The organism is Glutamicibacter halophytocola (assembly GCF_001302565.1).
Taxonomy (GTDB): Bacteria; Actinomycetota; Actinomycetes; order Actinomycetales; family Micrococcaceae; genus Glutamicibacter; species Glutamicibacter halophytocola.
Genome location: NZ_CP012750.1, coordinates 2,779,932 through 2,804,027 on the forward strand (window position 1 = coordinate 2,779,932; position 24,096 = coordinate 2,804,027).

The 24,096-nt window shown below is 61.1% G+C and carries 23 protein-coding genes; 8 read left to right on the forward strand and 15 right to left on the reverse strand.

The window, feature by feature from the left end:
• Nucleotides 1–12: 12 nt before the first annotated feature.
• From AOZ07_RS12870 to AOZ07_RS12900, 7 genes are all read right to left on the reverse strand, one after another.
• Nucleotides 13–408, reverse strand: a complete 396-nt coding sequence (locus AOZ07_RS12870) for an Rv3654c family TadE-like protein (protein WP_075972494.1) — start codon at nt 406–408, stop codon at nt 13–15.
• Complete coding sequence (locus AOZ07_RS12875) at nt 405–740, reverse strand: TadE family type IV pilus minor pilin (RefSeq protein WP_060702349.1); 336 nt, start codon at nt 738–740, stop codon at nt 405–407. Before AOZ07_RS12875 ends, AOZ07_RS12870 begins: the two co-directional genes overlap by 4 nt.
• Nucleotides 741–743: 3 nt before the next feature.
• The gene (locus AOZ07_RS12880; protein ID WP_060702350.1) at nt 744–926 is read right to left on the reverse strand and encodes a DUF4244 domain-containing protein; all 183 of its coding nucleotides are present in this window, start codon (nt 924–926) and stop codon (nt 744–746) included.
• A gap of 141 nt (nt 927–1,067) precedes the next feature.
• Nucleotides 1,068–1,604 (reverse strand): type II secretion system F family protein, encoded by a 537-nt coding sequence (locus AOZ07_RS12885; protein WP_060702351.1) that lies wholly within the window; start codon nt 1,602–1,604, stop codon nt 1,068–1,070.
• Entirely contained in the window at nt 1,601–2,281 is a 681-nt protein-coding gene (locus AOZ07_RS12890; RefSeq protein ID WP_060702352.1) for a type II secretion system F family protein, read from the reverse strand. The genes AOZ07_RS12885 and AOZ07_RS12890 overlap by 4 nt, the downstream gene beginning before the upstream one ends.
• On the reverse strand, nt 2,275–3,525 hold the full coding sequence (locus AOZ07_RS12895; RefSeq protein WP_060702353.1) for a TadA family conjugal transfer-associated ATPase: 1,251 nt from the start codon (nt 3,523–3,525) through the stop codon (nt 2,275–2,277). The genes AOZ07_RS12890 and AOZ07_RS12895 overlap by 7 nt, the downstream gene beginning before the upstream one ends.
• On the reverse strand, nt 3,522–4,643 hold the full coding sequence (locus AOZ07_RS12900; RefSeq protein WP_060702354.1) for a CpaE-like family protein: 1,122 nt from the start codon (nt 4,641–4,643) through the stop codon (nt 3,522–3,524). The genes AOZ07_RS12895 and AOZ07_RS12900 overlap by 4 nt, the downstream gene beginning before the upstream one ends.
• Nucleotides 4,644–4,730: 87 nt before the next feature.
• Between AOZ07_RS12900 and AOZ07_RS12905 the strand changes: the two genes are divergently transcribed.
• On the forward strand, nt 4,731–6,380 hold the full coding sequence (locus tag AOZ07_RS12905) for a bifunctional 3'-5' exonuclease/DNA polymerase (RefSeq protein ID WP_060702355.1): 1,650 nt from the start codon (nt 4,731–4,733) through the stop codon (nt 6,378–6,380).
• An 11-nt stretch (nt 6,381–6,391) separates the two neighbouring features.
• Here AOZ07_RS12905 and AOZ07_RS12910 read toward each other — a convergent pair whose 3' ends face one another.
• The gene (locus tag AOZ07_RS12910; RefSeq protein WP_060702356.1) at nt 6,392–7,069 is read right to left on the reverse strand and encodes an NUDIX hydrolase; all 678 of its coding nucleotides are present in this window, start codon (nt 7,067–7,069) and stop codon (nt 6,392–6,394) included.
• Nucleotides 7,066–7,842, reverse strand: coding sequence for an endonuclease III (gene nth, locus AOZ07_RS12915; RefSeq protein WP_060702357.1), 777 nt, complete (start codon nt 7,840–7,842; stop codon nt 7,066–7,068). The genes AOZ07_RS12910 and nth overlap by 4 nt, the downstream gene beginning before the upstream one ends.
• Before the next feature lie 193 nt (nt 7,843–8,035).
• Here nth and acs point away from each other — a divergent pair, with 193 nt between their 5' ends.
• Nucleotides 8,036–10,039, forward strand: coding sequence for an acetate--CoA ligase (gene acs / locus AOZ07_RS12920; protein ID WP_060702358.1), 2,004 nt, complete (start codon nt 8,036–8,038; stop codon nt 10,037–10,039).
• A 129-nt stretch (nt 10,040–10,168) separates the two neighbouring features.
• Nucleotides 10,169–10,621, forward strand: a complete 453-nt coding sequence (gene aroQ / locus AOZ07_RS12925) for a type II 3-dehydroquinate dehydratase (protein ID WP_060702359.1) — start codon at nt 10,169–10,171, stop codon at nt 10,619–10,621.
• A 13-nt stretch (nt 10,622–10,634) separates the two neighbouring features.
• On the opposite strand, the gene AOZ07_RS12930 is transcribed toward aroQ, so the two are convergent.
• Nucleotides 10,635–11,825: a MarP family serine protease gene (locus AOZ07_RS12930; protein ID WP_075972612.1), complete on the reverse strand. Its 1,191-nt coding sequence runs from the start codon at nt 11,823–11,825 to the stop codon at nt 10,635–10,637.
• Nucleotides 11,826–12,029: 204 nt separating this feature from the next.
• On the opposite strand from AOZ07_RS12930, the gene AOZ07_RS12935 reads away from it, so the two are divergent.
• Nucleotides 12,030–12,707 carry a Crp/Fnr family transcriptional regulator gene (locus AOZ07_RS12935; protein WP_022874282.1) on the forward strand — a complete coding sequence of 226 codons (678 nt, stop codon included), beginning with the start codon at nt 12,030–12,032 and terminating at the stop codon, nt 12,705–12,707.
• Between the two features lie 75 nt (nt 12,708–12,782).
• Here AOZ07_RS12935 and AOZ07_RS12940 read toward each other — a convergent pair whose 3' ends face one another.
• The 3 genes from AOZ07_RS12940 to AOZ07_RS19285 form a co-directional block, all read right to left on the reverse strand.
• Nucleotides 12,783–13,700, reverse strand: a complete 918-nt coding sequence (locus AOZ07_RS12940) for an NUDIX hydrolase (protein ID WP_060702361.1) — start codon at nt 13,698–13,700, stop codon at nt 12,783–12,785.
• A gap of 61 nt (nt 13,701–13,761) precedes the next feature.
• On the reverse strand, nt 13,762–14,238 hold the full coding sequence (locus tag AOZ07_RS12945; protein WP_060702362.1) for a RidA family protein: 477 nt from the start codon (nt 14,236–14,238) through the stop codon (nt 13,762–13,764).
• 32 nt (nt 14,239–14,270) lie between these two features.
• Nucleotides 14,271–14,426 carry a DUF4177 domain-containing protein gene (locus AOZ07_RS19285; RefSeq protein ID WP_098945512.1) on the reverse strand — a complete coding sequence of 52 codons (156 nt, stop codon included), beginning with the start codon at nt 14,424–14,426 and terminating at the stop codon, nt 14,271–14,273.
• A gap of 37 nt (nt 14,427–14,463) precedes the next feature.
• On the opposite strand from AOZ07_RS19285, the gene AOZ07_RS12950 reads away from it, so the two are divergent.
• The 4 genes from AOZ07_RS12950 to AOZ07_RS12965 all read left to right on the forward strand — a co-directional run bounded on the left by AOZ07_RS12950 (nt 14,464) and on the right by AOZ07_RS12965 (nt 21,675).
• A complete protein-coding gene (locus tag AOZ07_RS12950; protein ID WP_060702363.1) occupies nt 14,464–16,800 on the forward strand; it encodes a transglycosylase domain-containing protein in 2,337 nt (778 codons plus the stop codon).
• 119 nt (nt 16,801–16,919) lie between these two features.
• Nucleotides 16,920–17,873 (forward strand): metallophosphoesterase, encoded by a 954-nt coding sequence (locus AOZ07_RS12955; protein WP_060702364.1) that lies wholly within the window; start codon nt 16,920–16,922, stop codon nt 17,871–17,873.
• Nucleotides 17,874–18,034: 161 nt separating this feature from the next.
• Nucleotides 18,035–19,870, forward strand: a complete 1,836-nt coding sequence (locus AOZ07_RS12960; RefSeq protein ID WP_084793251.1) for an ABC transporter ATP-binding protein — start codon at nt 18,035–18,037, stop codon at nt 19,868–19,870.
• Nucleotides 19,867–21,675: an ABC transporter ATP-binding protein gene (locus tag AOZ07_RS12965; RefSeq protein WP_060702366.1), complete on the forward strand. Its 1,809-nt coding sequence runs from the start codon at nt 19,867–19,869 to the stop codon at nt 21,673–21,675. Before AOZ07_RS12960 ends, AOZ07_RS12965 begins: the two co-directional genes overlap by 4 nt.
• 82 nt (nt 21,676–21,757) lie before the next feature.
• Here the strand turns inward: AOZ07_RS12965 and AOZ07_RS12970 are convergent, their stop codons facing one another.
• Nucleotides 21,758–22,663 (reverse strand): phosphoribosylaminoimidazolesuccinocarboxamide synthase, encoded by a 906-nt coding sequence (locus AOZ07_RS12970; RefSeq protein ID WP_060702367.1) that lies wholly within the window; start codon nt 22,661–22,663, stop codon nt 21,758–21,760.
• Between the two features lie 14 nt (nt 22,664–22,677).
• On the reverse strand, nt 22,678–23,964 hold the full coding sequence (gene purD / locus AOZ07_RS12975; RefSeq protein WP_060702368.1) for a phosphoribosylamine--glycine ligase: 1,287 nt from the start codon (nt 23,962–23,964) through the stop codon (nt 22,678–22,680).
• Between the last annotated feature and the right edge of the window lie 132 nt (nt 23,965–24,096).

A 24,096-nucleotide genomic window follows, 5' to 3' on the forward strand; every position in this document is an offset into this window, starting at 1 on the left:
CAGTTCTGGCTGCTATTCGGTTTGGTCTAGTGGTGGCGCTCCTGCCCGGGCTTTGGCCCTAGCGGCATATAATTCGATTCCCAGGGCATGGAACGACACTGGGACTTTTGCCGAAACTGCCACCGTCTGGCCATCGGGCTCGACGATGCAGGACTCCAGCAATGCGCTATTTGCCTGGGCAAGGGATCGCGCGACGCCGCAGGGGTCTCCCGGGCGCAGTCCGCGTGCCGTATCCGCGCCAGCTAGGGCTGCCAGATCCGCAGCTGCCGCCGCGTTCATTGCGGCATGCACGGCAGCGACCCACGCAAGAAGCACCCCGGCCAACAGCAAAGCCATGATCACCAAGGCGGTGGTGACCACGGTACCGCTGCCTCGCTCAGAAGCCAGATGTGAAATTCGTTGATTCATTCGACAGCCACACTCGCCTCGCCGCGTATTTGAACACTGCCCACGAGGGGCACCTGAACCGATTTGCGGACGGTGACTTTTGAAAATCCGCCTCCGGTGGAAATAGCAAAACTCGCCTTGTTTCCCGCTAGCCGAACCCCACTGGCTTGCGCGGTTGCCCGGTCTTCACCGCGGGCCAATTCCCTGGCCATCGCTCCCGCGGCTTGTTGTACCTGTATCTGTTGGATGCCCAGGGCGCCAAAGCACAACAGCAACGACAGCATCAACGCGACCGCGGGGAGCAGCACCGCAAATTCTGCGGTGCTGCTCCCCTTGTCATCACTGAGCTTCATGACCTACAACGACAAGGCTTTGGTGATCAGGCCCATCAGCATTCCACGCACATCGCCGCTGGAAAGGATGCTGATCAGCAGCCCGGCGAATGCCACGGCAGCCAGGGTGACCATGGCGAATTCGGCGGTAGTGGAACCTTGCTCGTCCTTCAGCTGGTCCATGATCTCGCGGAATTGTCGGTTCATTGTTTTGACCTTTCTCAATATCTTTTGTCGACGGCCTCGGTGCCGTTGACGGTGTGATTTCACTGTCAGCCATTTGCCGCTGGCCGGGCTCCGGTTCGCGGCGATCTGGGTATAACTCATCGATCAAAAGCTGCAGGTCCGCTACATGCTGGGGAACAACGCAATGATCAGCGGAACAACACCTAGGGCGATGAATGCCGGCAAGGCGCAAGCGCCTAGGGGCAGGACCAGCCTTGTACCGAATTGCGCGCCAAGACGAGCCACTTTCTGCGTGTGTTCTCGACGCTGCAGCGCCGCAGTGTTGCGCAGCAAGGTTGCGGCTGGCGCACCCGTGGCATGGGCGAAATGCAATGATTTTCGCAGAGGAGCCAACCAGCTTGGTGCCGCTTCCCACGCTTTGTCCCACGGCAGATTCATTTCCAGGCACCGGGCGACACTGCGCAGGACCTTGCACTGGTCGATGCTGCTTCCCAATAAGTCGAGGATGTCTGTAATGGGCATCCCTGATTCCAGCAGGCTGGCGCTGAGGTCCAGCACCAATTCGATGGGGTGATGTTGAGTCTGGCCCTGGTCTTTTGCCTTTGCGGGGCTACCGCGGTTCGACGCCCGCTCTGATGCGCCCGTGCCCAGCATGAAAGCTGCGGAAAGGGCCGCGCAAAGCAGAATCAGGAGATTCATGACAGTGCCTGGGCCGAGGTCGAATGCATCAGCCGCTGGCACCACACCCTATTGGCCGTCCAGAGTACCGCGCCGATGCCGACGCTTAGTTGCGCAGCCCATGAGGAGAGAAGTGTCCCGAGAACGTCGATGCCTACCAGCAGGCCAAAGCCGAACCCCACTAGTGGCAGCCAGGTGAGCAGCTTCGTCGTAGCCCTGGGCCCGGCCATGGCGGCATCGAATGACTGCTGGGCGACCGAGGCTGATTCCAAGTCCTCGGCTAGGCGCTCGAGAACTTCTGCCAAGGTTGCTCCGCTGCGCTGCGAGATCTGCAGGCACCAGTGCAGCCGCTGGACGGCGGCATGCTCTGGAAGGTTATCTCCCTTGGCGTCGTAGCTGTTCTGGTTGTTCAATCGATGGACTGCCCGCAGGTCTTTCAATGCCTGGACAATATTGCCCGTGCCATTTTCAACTTCCAATAATGCGTCCAGCGCTGGGTAGAATCCGAGGCCGCTGCGAAGCAAGGCGGAGAGTTCTCGAATTATTCGGGCGTCGTCGTTCAGCGTGTGCATCGGTTCATGGTTGTGCCATCTGAGGCCGCGCCACATCATCCATTTTTTCGTTGACAAGCTTGCCTCGCCGCTCATGGCGGGCAACCAGAGCCACAGGGCTGCGGCGCTCAGGACCAAGATCAGCATGGTGATTCCCCTGCACTGCCCACCGCGGCTAGTTCGTTTTCCAGATCCTCTGCGAGAGCATTTCCGAACTTCTGTTTCACCATCTTCCGGCCATCCGCGGTCAGAGGCCGATTGCTGTGCAAGTCAATCAGGGTGCTCATGCGCATGCGCCCCGCCTCATCTGTTTCAAGGCATCCCAGTCCAACCGGCCCGCGCCGTCCGTGCTCACCGCGGCTCATGTGGATGACCAGGTCCAGCGCACTCGACGCTTGCAGTGAGGTGGCTTGGACGCTCCAGCCTGCCAAGGCGCCGAGCGCAGCAAGCCGGGCGGGAACCGACGCCGGATTATTGGCATGCAATGTACCGGCAGCACCTTGATGGCCGGTGTTCATCGCTGCCAAGAAGTCCCTGATCTCTTCACCACGGCATTCCCCGATTATCAGGCGGTCTGGGCGCATGCGCAGGGCCTGGACGACGAGGTCCTTGAGCTGTACCAGCCCAGCTGATTCCACATTTGCTGACCTGGTTTGCAATGAAACCGCGTGCGGGTGATTGATTTGCAATTCCTGGGAATCCTCCACGATCACCAACCGCTGTTGTTCATCGGCTTGGGCAAGCATGGCCTGGAGCAGCGTGGTTTTGCCGCTGCCGGTTCCCCCGGTCACCAAGAAATTCAGTTGCTTCTCAATGACTGCTTTCAAAAGTGGAACCCAAAATGGCAGGGAAGATTGCAATACTTCTTCAAGGCCGAGGCGGGCTGCATGCTTGACGCGTATCGAGATCAGCGGTCCTTGCGTGGCAATTGGTGGAAGCACGGCGTGTACACGGTAGTTCTTCAGGCTCATGTCCATGAACGGGCTAGCCGAATCAAGTCGTTTCCCTGCCAAGGTCGCCAGGTGCACGGCCAATTCTCGGACTCGTTCCGCCGAAGGAAACTTGAAATCCGTCAGCTCTAGTCCGCGAGGCGAATCGGTCCAGACCTGGCCTTGTCCGTCAACGAGCACATCGGTGACATCGGGGATCCTGGCGAAAGGTTCCAGGACCGATAACCCTGCGACCTCGTGCTGCAATCTCTCCAGGGACTGAGCGGCGCCTTGCGATCCCAGCGCTGCCCCGGAATCGTGGACCGCCCCCGCCAGCGCGATCGCGTCCAATTGCCCTCCGGATTGCAAGGCCCTTTCCCGCACCGATTCCAAAATTTTGGCGTTCAGTGCGTGACCGGAAAAGATCATCCCGCTGTCTTTGCTGTGTCGCCCGGAGTTCATGGTTTCTGGCCTTGAAGTTGCGGGAGCAGGCGCAAGTTTGCCAGCGACTGGCGCAGGCCCCGGGATTTGAAGCTATCGAACAATTCGCCACGGCTTTCGGCTTTGATGATGCGTGAAGAAGTTGGAAAGGTGCCAAGTATTTCTGCGCTGGAGGCTGGCTCGTACCGCGGTTGCTGTTTTCCGCAGAGCACCACCTCGCCTTGTGCAGGAAGGCTTGAGCCATGCGCGGTGTACACCTGCCGGTTGATGAATTGGTTGATAACGCCCTGCTGCGGATGAGGGTAGCGCCCGGCATCCAGCACCACGAAGTCGAAGCCTTGGCGCGCGGCAGCCAGCAGGCGGATCATGAGTTGTTCTTCCACTGCTTCGTGCTCGGTTGCCTGGGACCAGGTCAGCACGGACGTAGTGCGCAACTGCGGCAAGGTCTCGGCTAGTTGATGTGCCGCAAGCCTGCCTCCGGAATGCTGCAGCTCTTCCCACCCGATACCTGTTGGCGGCCGTGCAGTGGCCCGCGGCCACAAACCCTGGGAATGCGGATCCAGGTCAACGACTATGCTGCGCAGCCCGCTGAGTGTTCCGGCATGGGCCAGCAGCAACGCAAGGGTGCTGGTTCCCAGTCCACCGGCGGTCGCCCCCAAGGAAAGGGTATGGCCGTGACCGGCACGCATGGCCCACAGTCCCAGATATTCTCCGAGCCACTGTCCTGCCGAAGGCAGGAGCGCCACCCGCGCTTTGGGGAACCTGCTGGCCAGCGACCACAACTCGCTGGCCGCGGTTTCGAGCCCTGCCAGGACATCGACCCTGTGCCCGGCATCGCCTGCCAGCCCAGCCATGTCGCTGCCCCAGAGCACTGGCCCGGTAGCAGCCCGGTTCAAGGCCTGCGGATCAGTGCATTGAACAATGCGCACCGCGGCGCCAACCGCAACGGCTGCGCACAATTCCACGATCTGCGGATCGCTGCTGACGATGGTGCAGACCGGTTCATCAGCAGCTCCAGGCCCGCTTCCAGGCGCATGATCCGCCGACAAGACGGTCCTCAGGTCATCAAGCTGCGTCATCACGAAGCGGTTGTTGTGCTGCTCTTGGAGCGCGGATGGGGAGCCAGTTAGCCATTTCATTTATCGATCGTGGCATTTGCGCACAGTGCTGGTCCCCGTGTGCAAGCCAAATGGGGATATCTGCTCCCGGCACGGCACAATGTACATATGAGTGCCATTGCCTTCCTCGCGCCTGATCCTGATGGCTACGCCCTCATAGACATCCGCGACAGCGATTCAGCTCAGCCTTTGAGAGCAGTTTTTCCGGTCTCGCGAGAGGATTTTGCACAGGTTGTGGCCCAGACCGAAGCCGAGCTCGGGCCCCGCTGGGCAATGCTTCGCACGACCCCATGGATGCAGCCGCTGATTTCCGCTGGCGTTTATCTTGCCAAGGCCCACGTATTGTCCTTGGCCCAGCGCATCATGCACCGCTCGCCCATGGCCAGTGGGCAGCTCGCCGATTTTGACCTTGAACATCCAGTGGCCGTTGCTGGACGCATTGACCAGGATGCCCTCTTTGATACGCCGGCCTTTGGCGAATCGCTGGCGGACCTGATCCAGCTATATGCCCAGCAGCGCGGTGCGCTGCCGCAAGACGCGGTGGCCCGCAAGCGCCTCGAGCTGCTGGTTCACGCTGAATCGGTGGGCGCGCTGATCGCCTGCGAGATGGAGCATGCGGGGCTTTCATGGGATGAGTCCGGCCATCGTGCCTTGCTGCGCGAGCAGCTGGGCCAGAAGGTCTCCGACTATGCGCGCCCTCCAAAGCTGGCTGCCAAGGCCCAAGAGCTGGCGATCGCGCTGCAGAGCCCCGGATTGAACCCCGATTCACCGCAAGAATTGCTCAAGGCTTTGCATAAGGCCGGTTTTGCGGTGCGTTCGGCCCGTGCCTGGGAGCTGGAGCAGATCAGCCATCCGGTGATCCAGCAAGTTCTGGATTACAAGAAGCTCTCCCGGTTGGCCAGTGCGCACGGGGATACCTGGCTGGACCAATGGGTGAAAAATGGCCGTTTCCATCCCCACTACGTCTTGGGCACCGTGGTCTCCGGACGGTGGGCAGCTTCTGGCGGCGGGGCATTGCAATTGCCTCACGCCATCCGCCAGGTAGTCCGCACCCAGCCCGGACGGACCTTTGTCGTGGCAGATGGACGCCAGCTCGAACCGCGAATTCTGGCCGCAATCTCCGGCGATCAGCAATTGCAGCAGGCCGGCCAGCAAGATGACCTGTATCAATGGCTCCTGGATTCAAAGTTGGTGTCCACCCGCCAAGAGGCCAAGCTGGGAATGCTGTCGGTCATTTATGGCGGTGGCGGAGGCGCCAGCGGGGCGGTTGGAGCCGCGCTCACCAGGAGTTTTCCCGCGGCGATGCGCTTCGTCGAGCAAGCGGCGCAGGCCGGGCAGCAAGGAGCTGGCGTCCGGAGCTTTTTGGGACGCGGCTGTCCACCGGCCGATGAGCAGTGGATGCGGGCGCAAAGGGATACCGCGGATGAAGGTTCCCAGCGCGCTGCAGATGCTGCGGCCCGGGCCCGCGGCCGTTTCACCAGGAATTTTGTGGTCCAGTCCACCGCGGCCGAGTGGGCCTTGGTGTGGATGGGCCATGCCCGCCATCTGATTCATCAAGCTGGCTGGGGCGAGCTGTGCCAGCAGGTATTTTTTGTGCATGACGAAATCGTCTTCGAATGCCCTGTGGAACGTGCCGACCAGCTCAAGCAGCTGATACAGCATGCGGCGATGCTGGCCGGACGCACCCTTTTTGGAGCCGCGTCCCCGCGCTTCCCGGTGAGCGTAGCCATCTGCTCGAACTATGCAGAGGCCAAATAGGCGCTGGGACTTCAGGCCATGCGCATTTCCCGGTGCCGGTTCCAGGCGCGCGTCCACCCCAGTTCCGTGAAGAGCCGGTCAAGCACGATCGCGGTGAACCCCCAAATGATCCGGTCGCCAAATTCGAAGGCCGGCGAGGTGAACTTCTGCTGGTTTCGCTGCACTACCCCGGTCAGCCGGTTCCTGGGATCGAGAAGCTGCGCCACCGGTGCCCTGAAAACTCCGGCGCTTTCGGCGGGGTCAACGGCATGGACCGGGGATTCGGTATGCCACCAGCCCAGCACCGGGGTGACCAGGAAGTTGGTGACCGGCAGTTCGGTTTCGCTCAAATTGCCGAGCACCTCGACGCCGCTGGTATCCACCCCGGTTTCCTCCCAGGCCTCGCGCAGTGCAGCGTCTGCGGCGCTCGAATCGCCCTGGTCTATGCCGCCGCCGGGAAAAGCGATCTGCCCGGCGTGCTTGCGCAGCGTGGCGGCCCGCTCGACAAAAAGCAGGTCCAGGTCCTGGGCGCGGGCCTGGTCGGCAAGCGGTGCGTTGCCGGCAGCGCCAAAGAGGATCAGCACCGCGGCCCGGCGGGCCGGGTTGCTGTCCAAATCCATGTTGATCCACTGGTTGGGCAGCTTTTGGGGTGCTCCAGCGGTGGCTCGATGTTTTGCGACGACCTGCTTCAACTCGCTGCGTGCGCTCATGCGTCTAATCCATATCCTTCGGCTCTCAGCTGCCTCCGGGTCGCACCTGCCTGCATTTTTGCCAGAAGATCCTCGCGCCCGGGAGCGAGCTCATACTTGAGCAACTGTTTTGCCTTGGCGGGTATTTCCTCGCCAATGCCGAACGAGGGGCACAGCTTGGCTACCGGGCACACCCCGCAGGCGGGTTTGCGGGCGTGGCAGATCCTCCGGCCGTGAAAGACTACGCGGTGGCTGAGCATGGTCCAGTCGCGCTTGTCGAACAGCTCCCCTACCGCATGCTCGACCTTCACCGGGTCGGTTTCATCGGTCCATCCAAAGCGGTTGGCCAGGCGTCCGAAGTGGGTGTCGACGGTGATCCCCGGAACGCCAAAGGTGTTGCCCAGCACCACGTTTGCGGTTTTGCGCCCGACCCCGGGCAGCTTGACCAATTCCGCAAGCTCCGGCGGGACCTGCCCATCGTGGCGTTCCACCAGCGCGGCCGAAAGGCCCAGGAGCGAGTCGGTCTTGGCGCGGAAGAATCCGGTGGGCCGAATCAGCTCCTCGACTTCGCTGCGTTCGGCTTGGCTCATGGCTAGCGCGTCCGGGAACCTGGCAAAGAGCGCCGGGGTGATGGCGTTGACCCTCACGTCGGTGGTCTGGGCCGAGAGCACCGTGGCGACCAGCAGCTCGAAGGGGTTCTCGAAATCCAGCTCCGGGACCGCATAGGGGTAGGTTTCGGCCAGCACCCTGTTGATCTTGCGAGCCCGCCGCTTGAGCCCCAATTCGGTTTCCATTTTTGCTTTATTCGCCACGCTTAGATCGTGCCATGAGTACCTGCACTTTTCACCCTCGGACACCGCAATCCGATGCAGTTCGTCGCGGCACGATGACCACTCGGCGCAGAATTCACCCGCAATTCCCCTTGCTGGTGACACAAACCACTGCCGCCGACCCCAAAGCATGTAACTTTGATCACAGAGAATATCTATGACTACGCGGAAGGATGCGAAGCCCGTGAGCGATTCGAAGACCTTGGATAACCTGTCGAATGAAACCCGTGCCTTTGCCCCCAGCAAAGAGTTCAGCGACCATGCGGTGGCCAGTTCGGACAGCTATGAGGCAGCCGAGGCTGATCGCCTGGGCTACTGGGCGGACCAAGCCCGCAAGGTGCTGACTTGGGATACTGATTTCACGCAAACCCTGGACTGGTCGCAAGCGCCGGTTTCCAAGTGGTTTGTCGGAGGCAAGCTCAACGCGGCCTACAACGCGCTGGACCGGCACGTGGAAAACGGCCTGGGCGACCGGGTTGCGATCTACTTCGAGGGCGAGCCAGGCGATACCCGCACCTACACCTACGCCCAGCTGACCGAGGAGGTCAAGAAGGCCGCCAATGCCTTCGAGTCCCTGGGCGTGGCCAAGGGCGATCGCGTGGCCGTGTACCTGCCGATGATTCCCGAAGCCGTGATCACCATGCTGGCCTGCGCCCGCATCGGCGCCATCCACTCGGTGGTCTTCGGAGGCTTCTCCGCCGACGCTTTGCGCAGCCGCATCGACGACGCCGACGCCAAGCTGGTGGTCACCGCCGACGGCACCTGGCGCCGCGGCAAGCCATCGGCCTTGAAGGCCGCAGTGGACGGCGCGCTGGCCGCTCCAGGACACACCGTGGAAAATGTCCTGGTGGTCAAGCGCAACGCCGAGCCAGTGGAATTCGGCCACCTGGACAAGTGGTGGCACGAGGTGGTGGACGCAGCCTCCACCGAGCACACCGCGGTAGCCCACGATTCCGAGCACCCGCTATTCGTGCTCTACACCTCGGGAACCACCGGCAAGCCCAAGGGCATCGTCCACACCACCGGCGGCTTCCTCACCCAGGGCGCGGTCACCCATCGCGACACCTTCGACTTGCACCCGGAAACCGACGTGTACTGGTGCACCGCCGATATCGGCTGGATCACCGGCCATTCCTACGTCACCTATGCCCCATTGATCAATGGCGCGACCCAGCTGATGTACGAGGGCACGCCGGACACCCCGCACCAGGGCCGCTGGTGGGAGTTGGTGGAAAAGTACGGCGTCTCCATTTTGTACACCGCGCCTACGGCCATCCGCACCTTCATGAAGTGGGGCCGCCAGATTCCCGATGGCTATGACCTCTCCTCCCTGCGCGTGCTGGGTTCGGTCGGCGAGCCGATCAACCCCGAGGCCTGGATGTGGTACCGCGATGTCATCGGCACCAACAACGGCAAGAATGGCGAGCGCAAGGAGCACCCGACCCCGATCGTCGATACCTGGTGGCAGACCGAAACCGGCGCGCACATGATCGCTCCGTTGCCCGGTGTCACCCACACCAAGCCAGGCTCAGCGCAGGTCGCGGTCCCGGGCATCAGCATCGATGTGGTGGACGAAGCCGGCGAGTCGGTGGGCAACGGCGAAGGCGGATTCCTGGTGATCCGCGAGCCTTGGCCTTCGATGCTGCGCGGCATCTGGGGCGACATGGAACGCTACAAGGAAACCTACTGGTCCCGTTTCGAGAACATGTACTTCGCCGGCGACGGAGCCAAGAAGGACGACGACGGGGACCTGTGGCTGCTGGGCCGCGTGGATGACGTGATGAACGTGTCCGGCCACCGCCTGTCCACCACCGAGATCGAGTCCTCTCTGGTCGCGCACCCCTATGTGGCTGAGGCTGCAGTGGTGGGCGCCAAGGATGAAACCACCGGCGAGGCCGTCGTCGCCTTCGTCATCTTGCAGACCGAGCCTGCCGAAGGCGAGGACGTCGTTGCCACGCTGCGCAACCATGTGGGCAAGGACATCGGCCCGATCGCCAAGCCGAAGCACGTGCTGGTGGTCCCCGAATTGCCAAAGACCCGCTCCGGCAAGATCATGCGCCGCTTGCTCAAGGACGTGGCCGAGGGACGAGAAGTGGGTGACGCCACCACGCTCTCGGACTCGACCGTGATGAGCCAGATCGCTCAATCCATGGGCAAGTAGTCCGCACCGGACCGCCCGCGCTGCCGCCGGGCAGAACGCTGTTCGCGTTCTGCACGGCGGCAGCGTTTTTTCTCATTCATCAATAAACAATTGCCGTGGTTCACGACGCTTTGCATTAGATTTGAGTCCATGACTGACACCGCACCACGCACGATCCTGCTGCTCAACGGGCCAAATCTGAACCTCCTGGGCACCCGCGAGCCGCAGATTTACGGACATGACACCTTGGCCGATGTTGAACAGCTGGCCCGTGATGCTGCCGCCGCGCACGGATTTGAGCTGCGCGCCCTGCAGTGCAATCATGAAGGGGTGCTCATCGATGCCATTCATGAAGCTCGTACCAGTGCCGTGGGCATCGTGATGAACCCGGGAGCCTTCACCCACACCTCGGTCGCCTTGGCAGATGCCATCAGTGGTGTCCAGCTGCCCACGATTGAAGTCCACATCTCCAACGTGCACCAGCGCGAGGCATTCCGCCACCATTCCTACATTTCGCCGGTGGCCAGTTCCATCATCGTCGGCGCTGGCGTCAACGGCTACAAGCTGGCCGTGGAACAGCTGGCGTACCTGCTGGGCAAATAATTTGCCCCTTTGGCTAGTTGGCGATGCAGTCCCCGGTCTTGACCGAGGTGCGCTGCGATCCGCCGAGCTCCATGGCGCGCTCCATCTCCTCTAGGCTCAGGGCGAATCCAACCTGCTCGTCGCTGCGGGACTTCGCGAAGATCAAGCCAACGGCCTCGCCGCTTTCATCCACCAGCGGGCCACCGGAATTGCCCTGGGCCACTTCGGCGGTGATCTGGTAGACGGAAATTCGCGACGGGTCGGTGCCGTAGATATTGGAGATCGAGACGTTGGCCCGCGAGGCGATCATGGCGCTGCGAATCTGCTGGGGGCCACCAGCCGGGTAGCCGATAAACGCCGCGGCGTCGCCACGGGTGAGATCCTCATCGGCCAGGTCAATGGCCGGGGCCTCCAAGCCCTGCACGTACAGCAGCGCGATATCGGTCTCGGGATCGAAGTAGACCACCTTTCCGCGGTGAACTCCGTCACGACCGGTCTCCACGGTGGCTGCCCCAAGACCGGCCACCACGTGGGCGTTGGTCATCACCATTTCTGGAGCCACCACAAAGCCCGAACCGGTCAGGTTGACACCGCATTGCACTGCCGTGCCCGAGACCTTGGCGGCGGATTCCGCTGCGGTCCGCTGGAGATCGGTGGCCACCCAGTCGGTGTCCATGGGCTGGGCCACCGGCGGCGCAAAGGGCTCCAGGAATGCTGGCAGGGTTTCGGCGATCACCTTGGAGCGGGCCGAGGAAATGGCCGAGTTCACAAAGGGCGGCGTCGCGCCGCGAATGGCCTGGATCATGGTGGACTTTCCAATTTCCAGGGACAGGCGCGGAATGCCCATGCTGGAGGTGGAAAACGCCAGCGCGCCAATGATCGTGGCGGTAATCAGCACCGAGAGCACGCCACCGGCAATGCGGTCTGCAGAGCGCAGGAAATCGACGTTCATCCAGTGCCGGATGCGGGTGGCAATGACCCGGCCCAGCGCCTGGCCCAGGATGATCAGCACGGCAGCCGTGGCGGCCATCAGCGCAACACGCCACCAGGGGTTGTTGGCGAAAGTGGAAACCAGCGGGATGGCAAAGAACGCGGCAACACCTCCCAGAACGAGGCCCACCATGTCGCCAACGGTCAAGAGAAAACCGCGGCGAAGTCCGATAATGAAAAAGGTCAGCAAAACAGCGCAGATGACTACGTCGAGCCAGCTGAAAATTCCGAGCACCAAGACTCCAATGCATTCAAATACTTTGTATTAACCCAAGGTACCCTTAGAAGCTGATGGATTTCTGCGAGCATATTCGCGAGTTTTGGCCGAATGAGCGTGACGTTCAACATTTTCTCGGTGAAACCACGTGTGGAAACTGTCACATTGTTACTGAATACGGCACAATGAAGTAAGCGCCTACTACTGTTGACAGGAGATTTAATGGATATCGAGGTACTGCGTCGCGCGCCACTGTTTGCGTCGCTTGGTGATGAAGTATTCGCCGCGCTCACCGAAGAATTGACCGAGGTTGATCTGTCCCGCGGTGCGTCGGTGTTCCGTGAAGGCGATCAGGGCGACCGCCTGTACTTCATCGTTTCGGGCAAGATCAAGCTGGGCCGCACCTCTTCGGATGGTCGCGAAAACCTGATTGCTGTTCTTGGCCCAGGCGAACTGTTTGGCGAGATGGCCCTATTCGATCCACACCCACGCAACGCGACTGCAACCGCCGTGTCGGAAACCCGACTGGCTGGCTTGAGCCACGAGAACATGCGCAAGGCGATCCTGAACTCCCCTGAGGTCTCGATCCAGCTGCTGCAGGCTCTGGCTGCACGTCTGCGCCGCACCAACGAGTCCCTTGCGGACTTGGTCTTCTCCGATGTTCCTGGCCGTGTTGCCAAGGCTCTGCTTGATCTTGCTGACCGCTTCGGCCGTCCAGCAACCGACGGCATCCTGGTCGCTCACGAGCTGACTCAGGAAGAGCTGGCCCAGCTGGTTGGCGCATCGCGTGAAACCGTAAACAAGGCTTTGGCTGAATTTGTACAGCGCGGCTGGCTGCGCCTGGAAGCACGCGCCGTCGTGATTCTGGACATCCAGCGTCTGCGCCAGCGTTCACGCTAAGCCAGTCAAAATAGTGTGGGCCGAAGATCCTTTTGGATCTTCGGCCCACACTATTTTTATGTTGTTCTAGCTAATTCATTGGCGGCCCGCGGCGGCCTGCCAGGGGCGCGAGGATTCGGCACTCATCGAGCCCAGAACCTCCAGATAGTAAATGCCGTCGCGCACCAGCAAGTCGGGGTGCTTCAAATCCAGGGACCGCGCCCGCGACAAATACGCCACCACCCCGTTGGCCTCGGACATTGCCTCGAGCATCATTTCCACGGCCGGGTAGCTGATCCGCGAGAAGTTCAGGCCCACGGTATTGGGCTGCCCCACCAGGTCGCCGAGCTCGCTGGTGTTTCGCTGGGCCAACACGCCGCTGGCCACCTGCCACCCGCCCCATTTGCCCTTGCCTCGAAGCAGCGTCGCCTCTTGGCGGTTGGGCACGGTGGCTGCGAAGTACCAGGTATCAAATCTGCGCAGGGCAAAGTTGGGATTCAGCCAGTGCGAGACCGGCCGCAATAAATCGGTGCGAAGCCCCAGGCCGCGACGGCGAAGAAACTCATCGAATGGAAGATCCTGGCCGGCAATCGCCTCGCGGGCGCCCATCCACTCTTCGGGGTCGGTCATTTCGATGATGGATTGCTCGTCGGTACCCGCCAGCAGGATTCCGGTTTCTTCAAAGAGCTCGCGAATGGCGCAAACGATATGCGCTTGGACCAGCTGCTGGTCCAATACGTCCATGCGCTTGGACCACTGCGAAAGGCTCGGTCCGAACCATTGATAGGTTGCCCGGTCGCTGGCCTCGTGGCTGCCGCCGGGGAAGGCCACGTTGCCCATCGGGGAGCCTCCAGGCCGAAAGGTCAGGTAGGTCTCGACGCCCTTGGAACAGTCCCGCACCAGGCACACGGACGACGCGCGGCGCGGTGAGCGGGGGGTGCGGGAGCCGAAGGTGAACCAGTTTTCGGCCGTAGGGATCTGGTGTGGCGGCAGATCAAAGACTCTGCGCACCATGCCGCTGCGCGGCCCGCAAGGGAAAGCCTTGGCAGGCCGCGCAACAGGCAACTGAGGTGAACTACTCAAATTCGGCGATGACCTCAACCTCGACGGGTGCATCCAGCGGAAGCACGGCAACGCCAACGGCCGAACGCGAATGCAGGCCTGCGTCGCCAAGAACCTCGCCGAAGAATTCGGAAGCTCCGTTGATGACTCCTGGCTGCCCGGTGAACTCCGGTGCCGACGACACGAAACCGACAACCTTCACGATGCGCTTAATGCGATCTAGGTCACCAATTTCGGCCTTGATGGCTGCCAGTGCGTTCAGCGCGGCAACCTGTGCCTGGGCCTTGGCTTCTTCTGCTGAAACCTCTGCGCCGACCTTTCCCACAACTGAGAGTTCACCATTAATCAGCGGAAGCTGGCCGGAGGTGTAAACGTAGTTGCCGGTGGTGACTGCTGGCAGGTAGGCAGCGACGGGCTTGGCAACGCCTGGCAGGGCATAACCCAGTTCAGCCAGGCGCGTTTCGACACGCGAGGAAGTCGCTTCTTGCATGGGCTTTTTCTCCTTAAGGAAGTATGTTTTGGCTACTCTTTTGGACGCTTCATGTAGGCCACCGGCGATGAGCCGTTGGGGCCAGGAACTACAGTAACCAGCTCCCAACCATCATCCCCCCATTGGTCCAAAATCTGCTTTGTTGCGTGAATCAAAAGTGGCAAAGTGGCGTATTCCCATTTAGTCATACTGGATACGTTATCGCGTCCTTGTAAACTAGTGGGTATGGCAGCCAAGAAGTCCCCCTTTTTTGATACCGCCACCACCCTTGGGAAAGTCGTTGCATTCTTTGGAATCAGCGCCCTGTGTGGTGTGCTCGCAGCAGGTATGCTCGTGCCCGTAGCGGCGATCGCAAAAACCGGTTTGACCACCGGTAACAACATCGTCAGCGCACTCCCGAGCTCCTTTGAGAAGCTTCCGATTTCGGAGCCGTCAACGATCGTCGACGCCAACGGCAAGACCATCGCGAATTTCTACCAGCAGAATCGCGAACCTGTGTCACTTGATGACATCTCGCCGTATATGCGCAAGGCCATCGTCTCGGTGGAAGATGAACGCTTCTACGAGCACAACGGTGTCGACCCCAAGGGCATCGCCCGAGCCATCGTCGGCAACCTGACCTCCACTTCGCGCTCTGGTGCGTCTACCCTGACTCAGCAGTATGTGAACAACCTCCTGGTGAACAACCAGGAGCTCACCGGTTCCGAGGAAACCACCGTGTCCGGCAACAAGGACTACTCGGAAAAGATCCGCGAGCTCAAGTACGCGGTAGCCATCGAAAAGGAAATGTCCAAGGACGAAATCCTCGAAGGCTACTTGAACCTCGTGCTGTTCTCCGGTCGCGAATACGGCGTACAGGCTGCCGCACAGCGCTTCTACTCTGTGGATGCCAAGGACTTGAACGTCCAGCAGTCGGCCATGCTTGCTGGCATGGTCCAGCTGCCGAACGTCTACAACCCGATCAACAACCCAGAGCGTTCCCTTGACCGCCGCAATAAGGTGCTGGGCAACATGTACCGCACCGGCGCGATCAATAAAAAAGAGTATGACGACGCGGTGAAGTCCGGACTTGAGCTCAAGCCCAGCACTTCCCCATCGGGCTGCTCAGCGGCCAAAGACAACGCATACTTCTGTGATTACGTCACCAACCTGATTCTGGGCGACGACACGTTCGGCAAGACCAAGGAAGACCGCGAGGGCCTGCTGTACCGCGGCGGCCTGACGATCAAGACCACCTTGAATAGCGAGCTGAACAAGAAGGCTGCCAACGACGCTCGCAAGTCCATCGACCCGAACGCCAAGTCCAATAAGGATGTGTTCTCCTCGATCGTCTCGGTGGAGCCTGGCACTGGAAATATCCTGACCATGGCCCAGAACACCACCTATGGTGCTGAAAAGGGCAACACCGCAAAGACCATGCTGAACTTTGCTGTGGAGAAGTCCATGGGTGGCGCTGGCGGCTTCCAGGCCGGTTCGACGATGAAACCGTACACCACGCTGGCTTGGCTCAAAGAGGGCCATCACATGTACGACACCATCAATGCCAAGCGGCCCTACTTCGCTCCTAGCCACAAGTGGCGTGCCTCGTGCCTGCCTGGCGGCCAGACTGTCACCGGTGGTGGAGAAGCTTGGCAGCCCCTGAACGCGTCGCGTGGCTTCTACCGTCCCATGACTGTCGACTACGGCTTGAAGTGGTCCATCAACTCCGCAACCATCCAGGAAGCATCCAAGCTCGACCTCTGCAACATCACCGATTTTGCCAATAGCGTTGGGCTTCGCGATTTGGACAGCGGCCAGCCTCAAGAGCTTTCGCCAGAGCATCCATCGTTTGTCATCGGTACGCCCAAGGTCGCTCCGCTGGCACAGGCTGCCGCCTTCGCCACCTTCGCCAACAAGGGCGAATATTGCGAGCCACGTGCGCTGACCAGCGTCACAGACAAGGACGGCAACCAGTACAAGGTCAAGAAGGAATCCTGCTCGCAGCAAATTGATCCGACCTACATCGCTGATCTGAACGGCACGCTGAAGAAGATCGCCACGGATCGCGTGTCCAAGGGCAGAGTCGCCGGACCAATCGCCGGCAAGACCGGTACCAACAACTGGTCCACCTCCACGTGGTTCGTCGGCTACACCACCGGCATTTCCACCGCTGCCTGGGTTGGCCGAGTTAATGCCACTGCCGCTGAAGAAGCGAACACCCTGCAGGGATCGATGATCAATGATGAGCGCGCCCCAAGCACGCTCGACTCCTCGACCTACGCAGCTCCGCTGTGGGTGGACTTCATGGAGGAAGCAGTCCAGGAGTACGATCGCAGCGGCTTCGGTGCGCCTCGCAGCAAGCCTGCCCCCAAGCCTGAACCGAAGGAAGAGGATTCTTCCAAGGAGGATTCCAAGTCCGACTCCGAGGACAAGGACAAGGAATCCAAAGCAGACCAGTCCGAATCCAATGAGTCGAAGTCTGATTCCGGAAATAATGAATCGGATAATGGCAATGGCAACGGCAACGGCAACGGCAATGGCAATGGCAATGGCAAGGGCAACGGAAAGAAATCCGACGACTAGCTAAGCGCCGTTGAAGGCCGCGTTCAACTTTGGTTGAACGCGGCCTTCGGTCTAGATTGGCAATAGCGGACTTCACCAGAAGTTGCCCCCGGGCATGAAAGGACGATGGCAGACAGGTCATGGTTGAACACAAAACATTTGCTGCAGCACTACGTCATGCGGCCGGTACCACAGCGCTGGCTGCCGGTGGAGCCCTGGCGCTAGGTGGTGCACTAGTTGGCTATGGCATGCTCGAGACCCAGAAATTCGGGTTGCGCCGCGAAACCCTGAACGTGCTGCCCCGCGGCGCCTCGGACATCAAGGTCTTGCACCTCTCGGATATCCACATGGTTCCGGGCCAGGAAACCAAGATCCAATGGCTGCGCGAGCTTGCAGACCTCAACCCCGACTTCATCATCAACACCGGAGACAACCTCAGCCACCGCAAGGGTGTCCCTTCACTGGTCAAGGCGTTGGAACCGCTGATGGCTTTCCCTGGAGCCTTCGTCCCGGGATCCAACTGCTACTACGCGCCCAAGCTGAAAAACCCGTTCAAGTACTTCGCTCGCAACGACGGCATCCCCAACCCGTCATCCCGGGATCAGCTTCCGTTTGAAGAGATGCACCGCGCTTTCGGCTCTGCCGGGTGGGTCAACATGTCCAATCGTTCGCATTCAATGGTCCTGAATGGACTGCGCCTGGATTTGACCGGAGTTGATGATCCGCACATCGACCGGGATCACTTCGCAGGCTGGCCACGAGGGTCCTCGACCAGCAGCCAGGCTCCCCACGTCCGCATTGCGCTGACTCACGCGCCCTACCAGCGAGTCTTGGACCAGTTCGCCCAGGCGCAAGCCGACGTGATTTTTGCTGGCCACACCCACGGCGGCCAGGTCTGCATTCCTGGCTATGGCGCGTTGGTCTCGAATTGCGATTTGCCGACGTGGCGCGCCCGTGGCCTGAGCGATTGGGAGTACGCCGGCAACAGTGTTCCCCTGAACGTCTCGGCGGGCCTGGGCACCTCCCGCTTCGCGCCAATCCGCTTTGCCTGCCCGCCGGAAGCCATCCTGGTGACACTCACCGGGCGAAAGTAGCCGCGAAATCCATCTTCTGGATCCCGGTGCTGCACGGAATATCGTGCGGCGCCGGGATTCCCTTTAACCTCATCTGAAGCATTTCTTTCCCAAATGAGAAAATCGATTGAATTCTCTCAACCACTGGCGGTAAGCTGAAGCTCTGTCTAACTTCTGGATGAATGCGGGGTACCGTGGCGCAAGCACAAAAGGCCGATTCTAGAGATCCGGTTCCCCTCTCAGCAACGTTGAAGCGGCTTTACCCGTTCGTGAAGCCAATCCTCCCGCGGCTTTTCTGCGGCTTCCTCTGCGCGCTCGGAGCCGGCATCATCGCCCTGGTGATCCCCCAGGTTTTGGCCTGGCTGGTGAACTCGGTTTTGCACCGGGACGGGGACTCATCCGAGGTCTGGATCTCCGTTGCCATCGTGGCAGCCCTGGGATTCGTCGAGGCCCTGCTGATCTTCCTGCGCCGCCAATTCGTGCTGAACCCAGCCGCCGGGCTGGAAACGAAGATGCGCATTCGGTTCTACAAGCATCTTCAGCGCCTTCCCGTCGCCTTCCACGAGCGCTGGGGCTCCGGCCAGCTCCTCTCGCGTTCCATGTCGGATCTCTCGCTTCTGCGCCGATGGCTGGCCTTCGGCGCCATGATGCTGGTGGTGGAGACCGTCACCGTCATCACCGGCTTGATTCTCATGTTCACCCATTCATGGATTTTGGGCCTGCTCTACCTGTTGGGATCCATCCCCATTGCCATCAAGGCCTACCGCTTCCGCAACGAGTACCGCGCCGCCAGCCGACTTAGCCAGGACCAGGCTGGTGACCTCGCCACCGCCGTAGAGGAATCAGTGCACGGCATTCGCGTCATCAAGGCCTTCGGCCGCGGCCCGCACATCTACGAAGGCTTTAATACCCAGGCGAAGTCGTTGCAGGAAACCGAAATCGCAAAGGCCAAAACCCTGGCAAGTTTCCTGCTCACCGTTGTCGCCGTTCCAGAAACCATTTTGGGCATTGGCCTGTTCATCGGCATTGCCCAAGTTGCCAACGGAACCTTGAGCGTTGGCGCCCTGGTGGCCTACTTCGCCATTGCCGCAGTCATCGCCGGACCGGTCGAAGGCATGGGCATGCTCCTGGGCATGACGCTGAGCACCAAAACCGCACTAGACCGCCATTTCGAGGTCATGGATTCGGCCAACGACATCGTCTCTCCAGAACAGCCCCGCATCCCCGGAGAGCGTGATGGCAGCGTGCAGCTGCGCCACGTGCGCTTCGCCTACCCTGACACGGCCGGAACCCACCGGCCGATCCTGGCCGACATCGACCTGGAAATCCGCCCCGGTGAAACCATGGCCCTGGTCGGGATCACCGGTTCCGGAAAATCAACCCTGTTGAACCTCATCCCCCGGCTCCATGAAGCCACCGCCGGAGAGGTCCTGATCCATGGGCAAAACGTCAAGGATTGGGAGCTCGACCAGCTGCGCACCGAAATTGCCGTGGCTTTCGAGGACACCACCTTGTTCTCCAGCACCTTACGGGACAACGTCCTGCTGGGCGCACCCGCGTCCCTGGACGAGCACGAGCGCGAAGCACTGCTCACCGAAGCACTGGATGTAGCCCAAGCGCACTTCACCTACTCGCTGCCGCAAGGCGTGGATACGCTCATCGGCGAAGAGGGCCTGTCGCTTTCCGGCGGCCAGCGCCAGCGCATTGCCCTGGCCCGCGCCATTGCGGCTCGTCCGAGCGTACTGGTGCTCGATGATCCGCTTTCAGCCCTCGATGTGCGCACCGAGGAACTGGTCACCGAGAAGTTGCGGGAAGTACTGGCCGGAACCACCACATTGATTGTGGCTCACCGCCCATCCACCGTGATGCTGGCAGATCGGGTTGCCCTGCTGCGCGACGGACGCATCGATGCGGTCGGAAGCCACACCCACCTGTTGAGCACCAACGAGCACTATCGATTTGTCATCGCAAGCCTGGATGACGAAGAACTGCCAATCGCCGAGGAGGCCTCACGATGAGCAAGCCATTGGGCGTCACCAACGAGGACTCCATCAAGCTCTCGGCCGCTGAGCGCAAGGTGGTGCGCCAGCGCTCCTTCCGATTGCTGGCCACCCTCGCCTTGCCGCAGAAAAAGCTCTTCATTCTCACGGTCGCGCTGGTCCTGGTCTCCAATGCCGCCCGCGTGATGCTGCCGGTGATCATCGCCTTTGCCATCGACTGGACCTTGCCCCAGGTCCGCGAGGGCAATTGGGGCGCCCTGGGGCTCACCGGCGCCGGATACATCGTCTGCGCAATCCTCAGCGGGGTCCTGCTGGCCTGGTACATCAACTCCGCGGCAAGAATTTCGCAGGCCATGCTGCTGGATCTTCGCCAGCAGGTCTTCCGGCATACCCAGCGGCTCAGCCTCGAATTCCACGAGAACTACACGTCCGGCCGCATCATTTCCCGCCAGACCTCGGATCTGGAGACCTTGCGCGAGCTGCTGGACCAGGGAGTCTCCGAGCTGGCGTCCTCCTGCGTATTTATCATTTTCACGCTGTTTTCAATTTTCCTGCTGGACTGGCAAAGCGGGTTCGTGGTGTGCATCGCGGCCGTGCCGGTAGCCATCCTGTTCTACTGGTACCAGCGCCGTTCCGAAGTCTTGTACCGGGAATCCCGTGTTGTTTCCGCGAAGGTCATTTCCACCTTTGTGGAAACCATGACCGGCATTCGCGCGGTGAAGGCTTTCCGCCGGGAACGCGCCAACGACCAGAACTACCAGCAGATCGCGGAGAAATACCGGGACAACTCGGTGCGCTCCTTCAACCTCTTCGGCATCTTGCAGCCGGGGCTGGTTTTGATTGGCAACCTGACGGTCGCGGCACTTCTGGCCTACGGAGGCTTCCGCATCATCAACGGCTCCATGGAAGTCGGTGCCATGGTGGCCATCCTCTTGGCATCCAAGCGGCTCTTCCAGCCGGTTGAGCACATTGCCATGTTCTACTCTTCCTTGCAGTCCGCCACAGCGGCCTTGGAAAAGGTCTCGGGACTTCTCGAAGAAGAGCCGACCGTGCGCGAGCCGGAACAGCCAAAGAGCATCGGCAAAGTGGCCGGCGAGCTCGAATTCAAGGACGCGGTCTTCGGCTATGGCGACGGCCCGATCATCATGGACAAATTCGATCTGCGCATTCCAGCAGGCCAAACAGTCGCCGTCGTCGGGCAAACCGGCGCAGGCAAGTCGACCCTCGCCAAGCTCATCGCCCGTTTCTATGATCTGCGCTCAGGCACGCTGAAACTGGACTCGGTGCCGATCAACGAGCTGTCCAACAGGGAATTGCGGCGGCATGTGGTGATGGTGACCCAGGAAGCGTTCCTGTTCTCGGGCTCGGTTGCCGAGAACATTGCCCTGGGCAGGCCTGGAGCATCCCTTGAGGACATCCAGTCGGCTGCACGAGCCGTAGGCGCCCACGAATTCATCCTGGACCTGCCTGAAGGCTACGACACCGATGTGAATAAGCGTGGCGGCCGAGTCTCCGCGGGGCAGCGCCAGCTGATCTCCTTTGCCCGCGCCTTCTTGGCGGATCCGGCGGTATTGATCCTGGACGAGGCGACCAGTTCGCTGGATATCCCGTCGGAGCGGGCAGTTCAGCGCGGCCTGCAGACTTTGCTGGGCAACCGCACGGCTCTGATCATCGCCCACCGGCTCTCTACGGTTCAGATCGCCGACCGTGTCCTGGTGGTCCACGATGGGCAGATCTCCGAAGACGGCACCCCGCAGCAGCTGATTGCCGATGAGGGCCGTTTCGCCGCCTTGCACAAGGCGTGGAAGGACTCGCTGGTCTGATCAAGTCCAGACTGAAGCAGCCCCTGTCGACTCGGAATACTTCCGAGTCGACAGGGGCTGCTTTTTGCGCCGGCTGCCGGTGCTAGGCGGTGAAGCTCTGTCCGGTCAGGCGCTCGTAGGCTTCGATGTACCGGGCACGGGTCTTCTCGACAATCTCAGCCGGCAGCTGAGGAGGCTGCTCGCCGGAGTTCTTATCCCAGCCCGATGCGCTGCTGGTCAGCCAGTCGCGCACAAACTGCTTGTCGAAGCTCGGCTGGGCCTGGCCTGGCTGGTAGGCCGCGGCGTCCCAGAAACGCGAGGAGTCCGGGGTCAGCACCTCATCGCCCAAGGTGATCTCGCCGGTCGCAGGATCCGCGCCGAACTCTACCTTGGTGTCCGCCAGGATGATGCCGCGCGCGCGGGCAATCTTCTCGGCCTGCTCGTAGAGCGCAACAGTCTTCTCGCGCAATGCTTCGGCCACATCGTTGCCAACACGCTCGGCGGTCTGCTCGTAGGTGATGTTCTCATCGTGCTCCCCGACCTCGGCCTTGGCCGATGGGGTGAACAATACAGGCTCCAGCCGGGAGCCATCCACCAGGCCATCAGGCAATGGCAGGCTGCACACGGTCTTGGAGACCTTGTACTCGGCCAGGCCCGAACCGGTGAGGTATCCGCGGGCGATGCACTCGATGGGGTACATTTCCAGCTTCTTGCAGACCATGGCGCGGCCGGCTACAGCCTCTGGTACATCGGTGGAGATCACATGGTTGGCGAAGTCGCCCAGCTGTTCAAACCACCATAGGCTCAGCTGCGTCAGCACCTTGCCCTTGTCCGGGATTTCGCTGGTGAGCACAAAATCGTAGGCGCTGATGCGGTCCGAAGCGACGACCAGTACGCGGTCGGTTTCTTCGAAGCTCGCACCAGCTGGCACGTAGAGGTCGCGCACTTTGCCCGAGTAGAAATGGTCCCAACCCTCAAGGTCGAGAACTTCGGTCTGGAATCCTGCCATAGCTATCTGGTCCTCTACTTGCTTTGCTTTGCAACGACGATTTCGCCGCGTTCGGCCTTCAGCGCGATGTCGGTGCGCGACTGGGCACCGTCCCAGCTGATCTGGGCGACACCGGCGTAGGCGGTGGCACGAGCGGCTGCGAGGTCATCGCCCAGGCCGACTACTGCCAGGACACGTCCCCCGGAAACGATGATGTTGCCCTCGGCGTCAGCAGACGTGCCAGCGTGCATCACGTGCACATTCTCCAGCGCGTTGGCTGCATCCAAACCGGAAATCACTGCGCCCTTGACCGGGGTATCCGGGTAGTTCTCGGCGGCGATAACAACATCCACGGCGGTGAGCGGCGACCAGTTCAGCTGCTCTGCGTCATCCAGCTGGCCCTTGGCAGCGGCCAGCAAGACACCGCCCAGCGGGGTCTTCAACCGGGCCAGCACGGCCTGGGTTTCCGGATCGCCAAAGCGGGCATTGAATTCGATAACGCGGATGCCGCGCTTGGTGACGGCCAGGCCGCAATACAGCACGCCGGTGAATGGCGTGCCGCGCTTTTCCATTTCGCGCAGGGTTGGGTAGGCGACGCGGTCCATGACCTCGTCAACAAAGTTCTCTGGAAGCCACTCAAGCGGCGAGTAGGCACCCATGCCGCCGGTATTCGGGCCTTCGTCATTGTCGAAGATGCGCTTGAAGTCCTGTGCAGGAGAGAGCGGAACGGCATGCTTGCCGTCGCAAATGACAAAGAGCGAAACTTCCGGTCCATCGAGGAATTCCTCGATGACCACGGTGCCGCCGGCTGCGAAGCAGGCTTCGGCGTGCTCCAGTGCTTCATCGCGGTCCGAGGTGACCACAACGCCCTTGCCAGCGGCCAGGCCATCGTCTTTGACCACATACGGTGCGCCGAAGTCATCCAGCGCGCTGGCTGCTTCCTCGCGGTTAGTGGCCACGTGGGCCATGGCGGTGGGCACTTCAGCGGCAGCCATGACGTTCTTGGCAAAAGCCTTCGATGCCTCAAGCTGCGCTGCAGCTTTGGTAGGACCGAAGACGGGGATGCCAGCCTCGATCAATGCATCGGATACACCGGCAGCCAGTGGCGCTTCCGGGCCGACAACCACCAGGTCGCTGGCCAGTTCGCGAGCCAGGGCGAGAACCGCGGCAGGATCCTGCGCGTCGATGTTGTGGGTGGTGACATCCTGCGCGATGCCGGCGTTGCCGGGGGCGCAATGGACTTCTTTGACGTAGGGGTCTGCACTCAGTGCTCGGACAATTGCATGCTCACGGCCGCCTGGGCCAATAACCAGTACCTTCACTCGCCCGAGTTTACCGGAGAAACCGGCGGTGGATGCTGTCTATGACATCCGCTGAGCCTGTGCTTTTACCCGCATCGGCTACTGGCTCGCAGCCCGCCACGCGGCACGGCCCTCCCACGCGAATAAACTAGG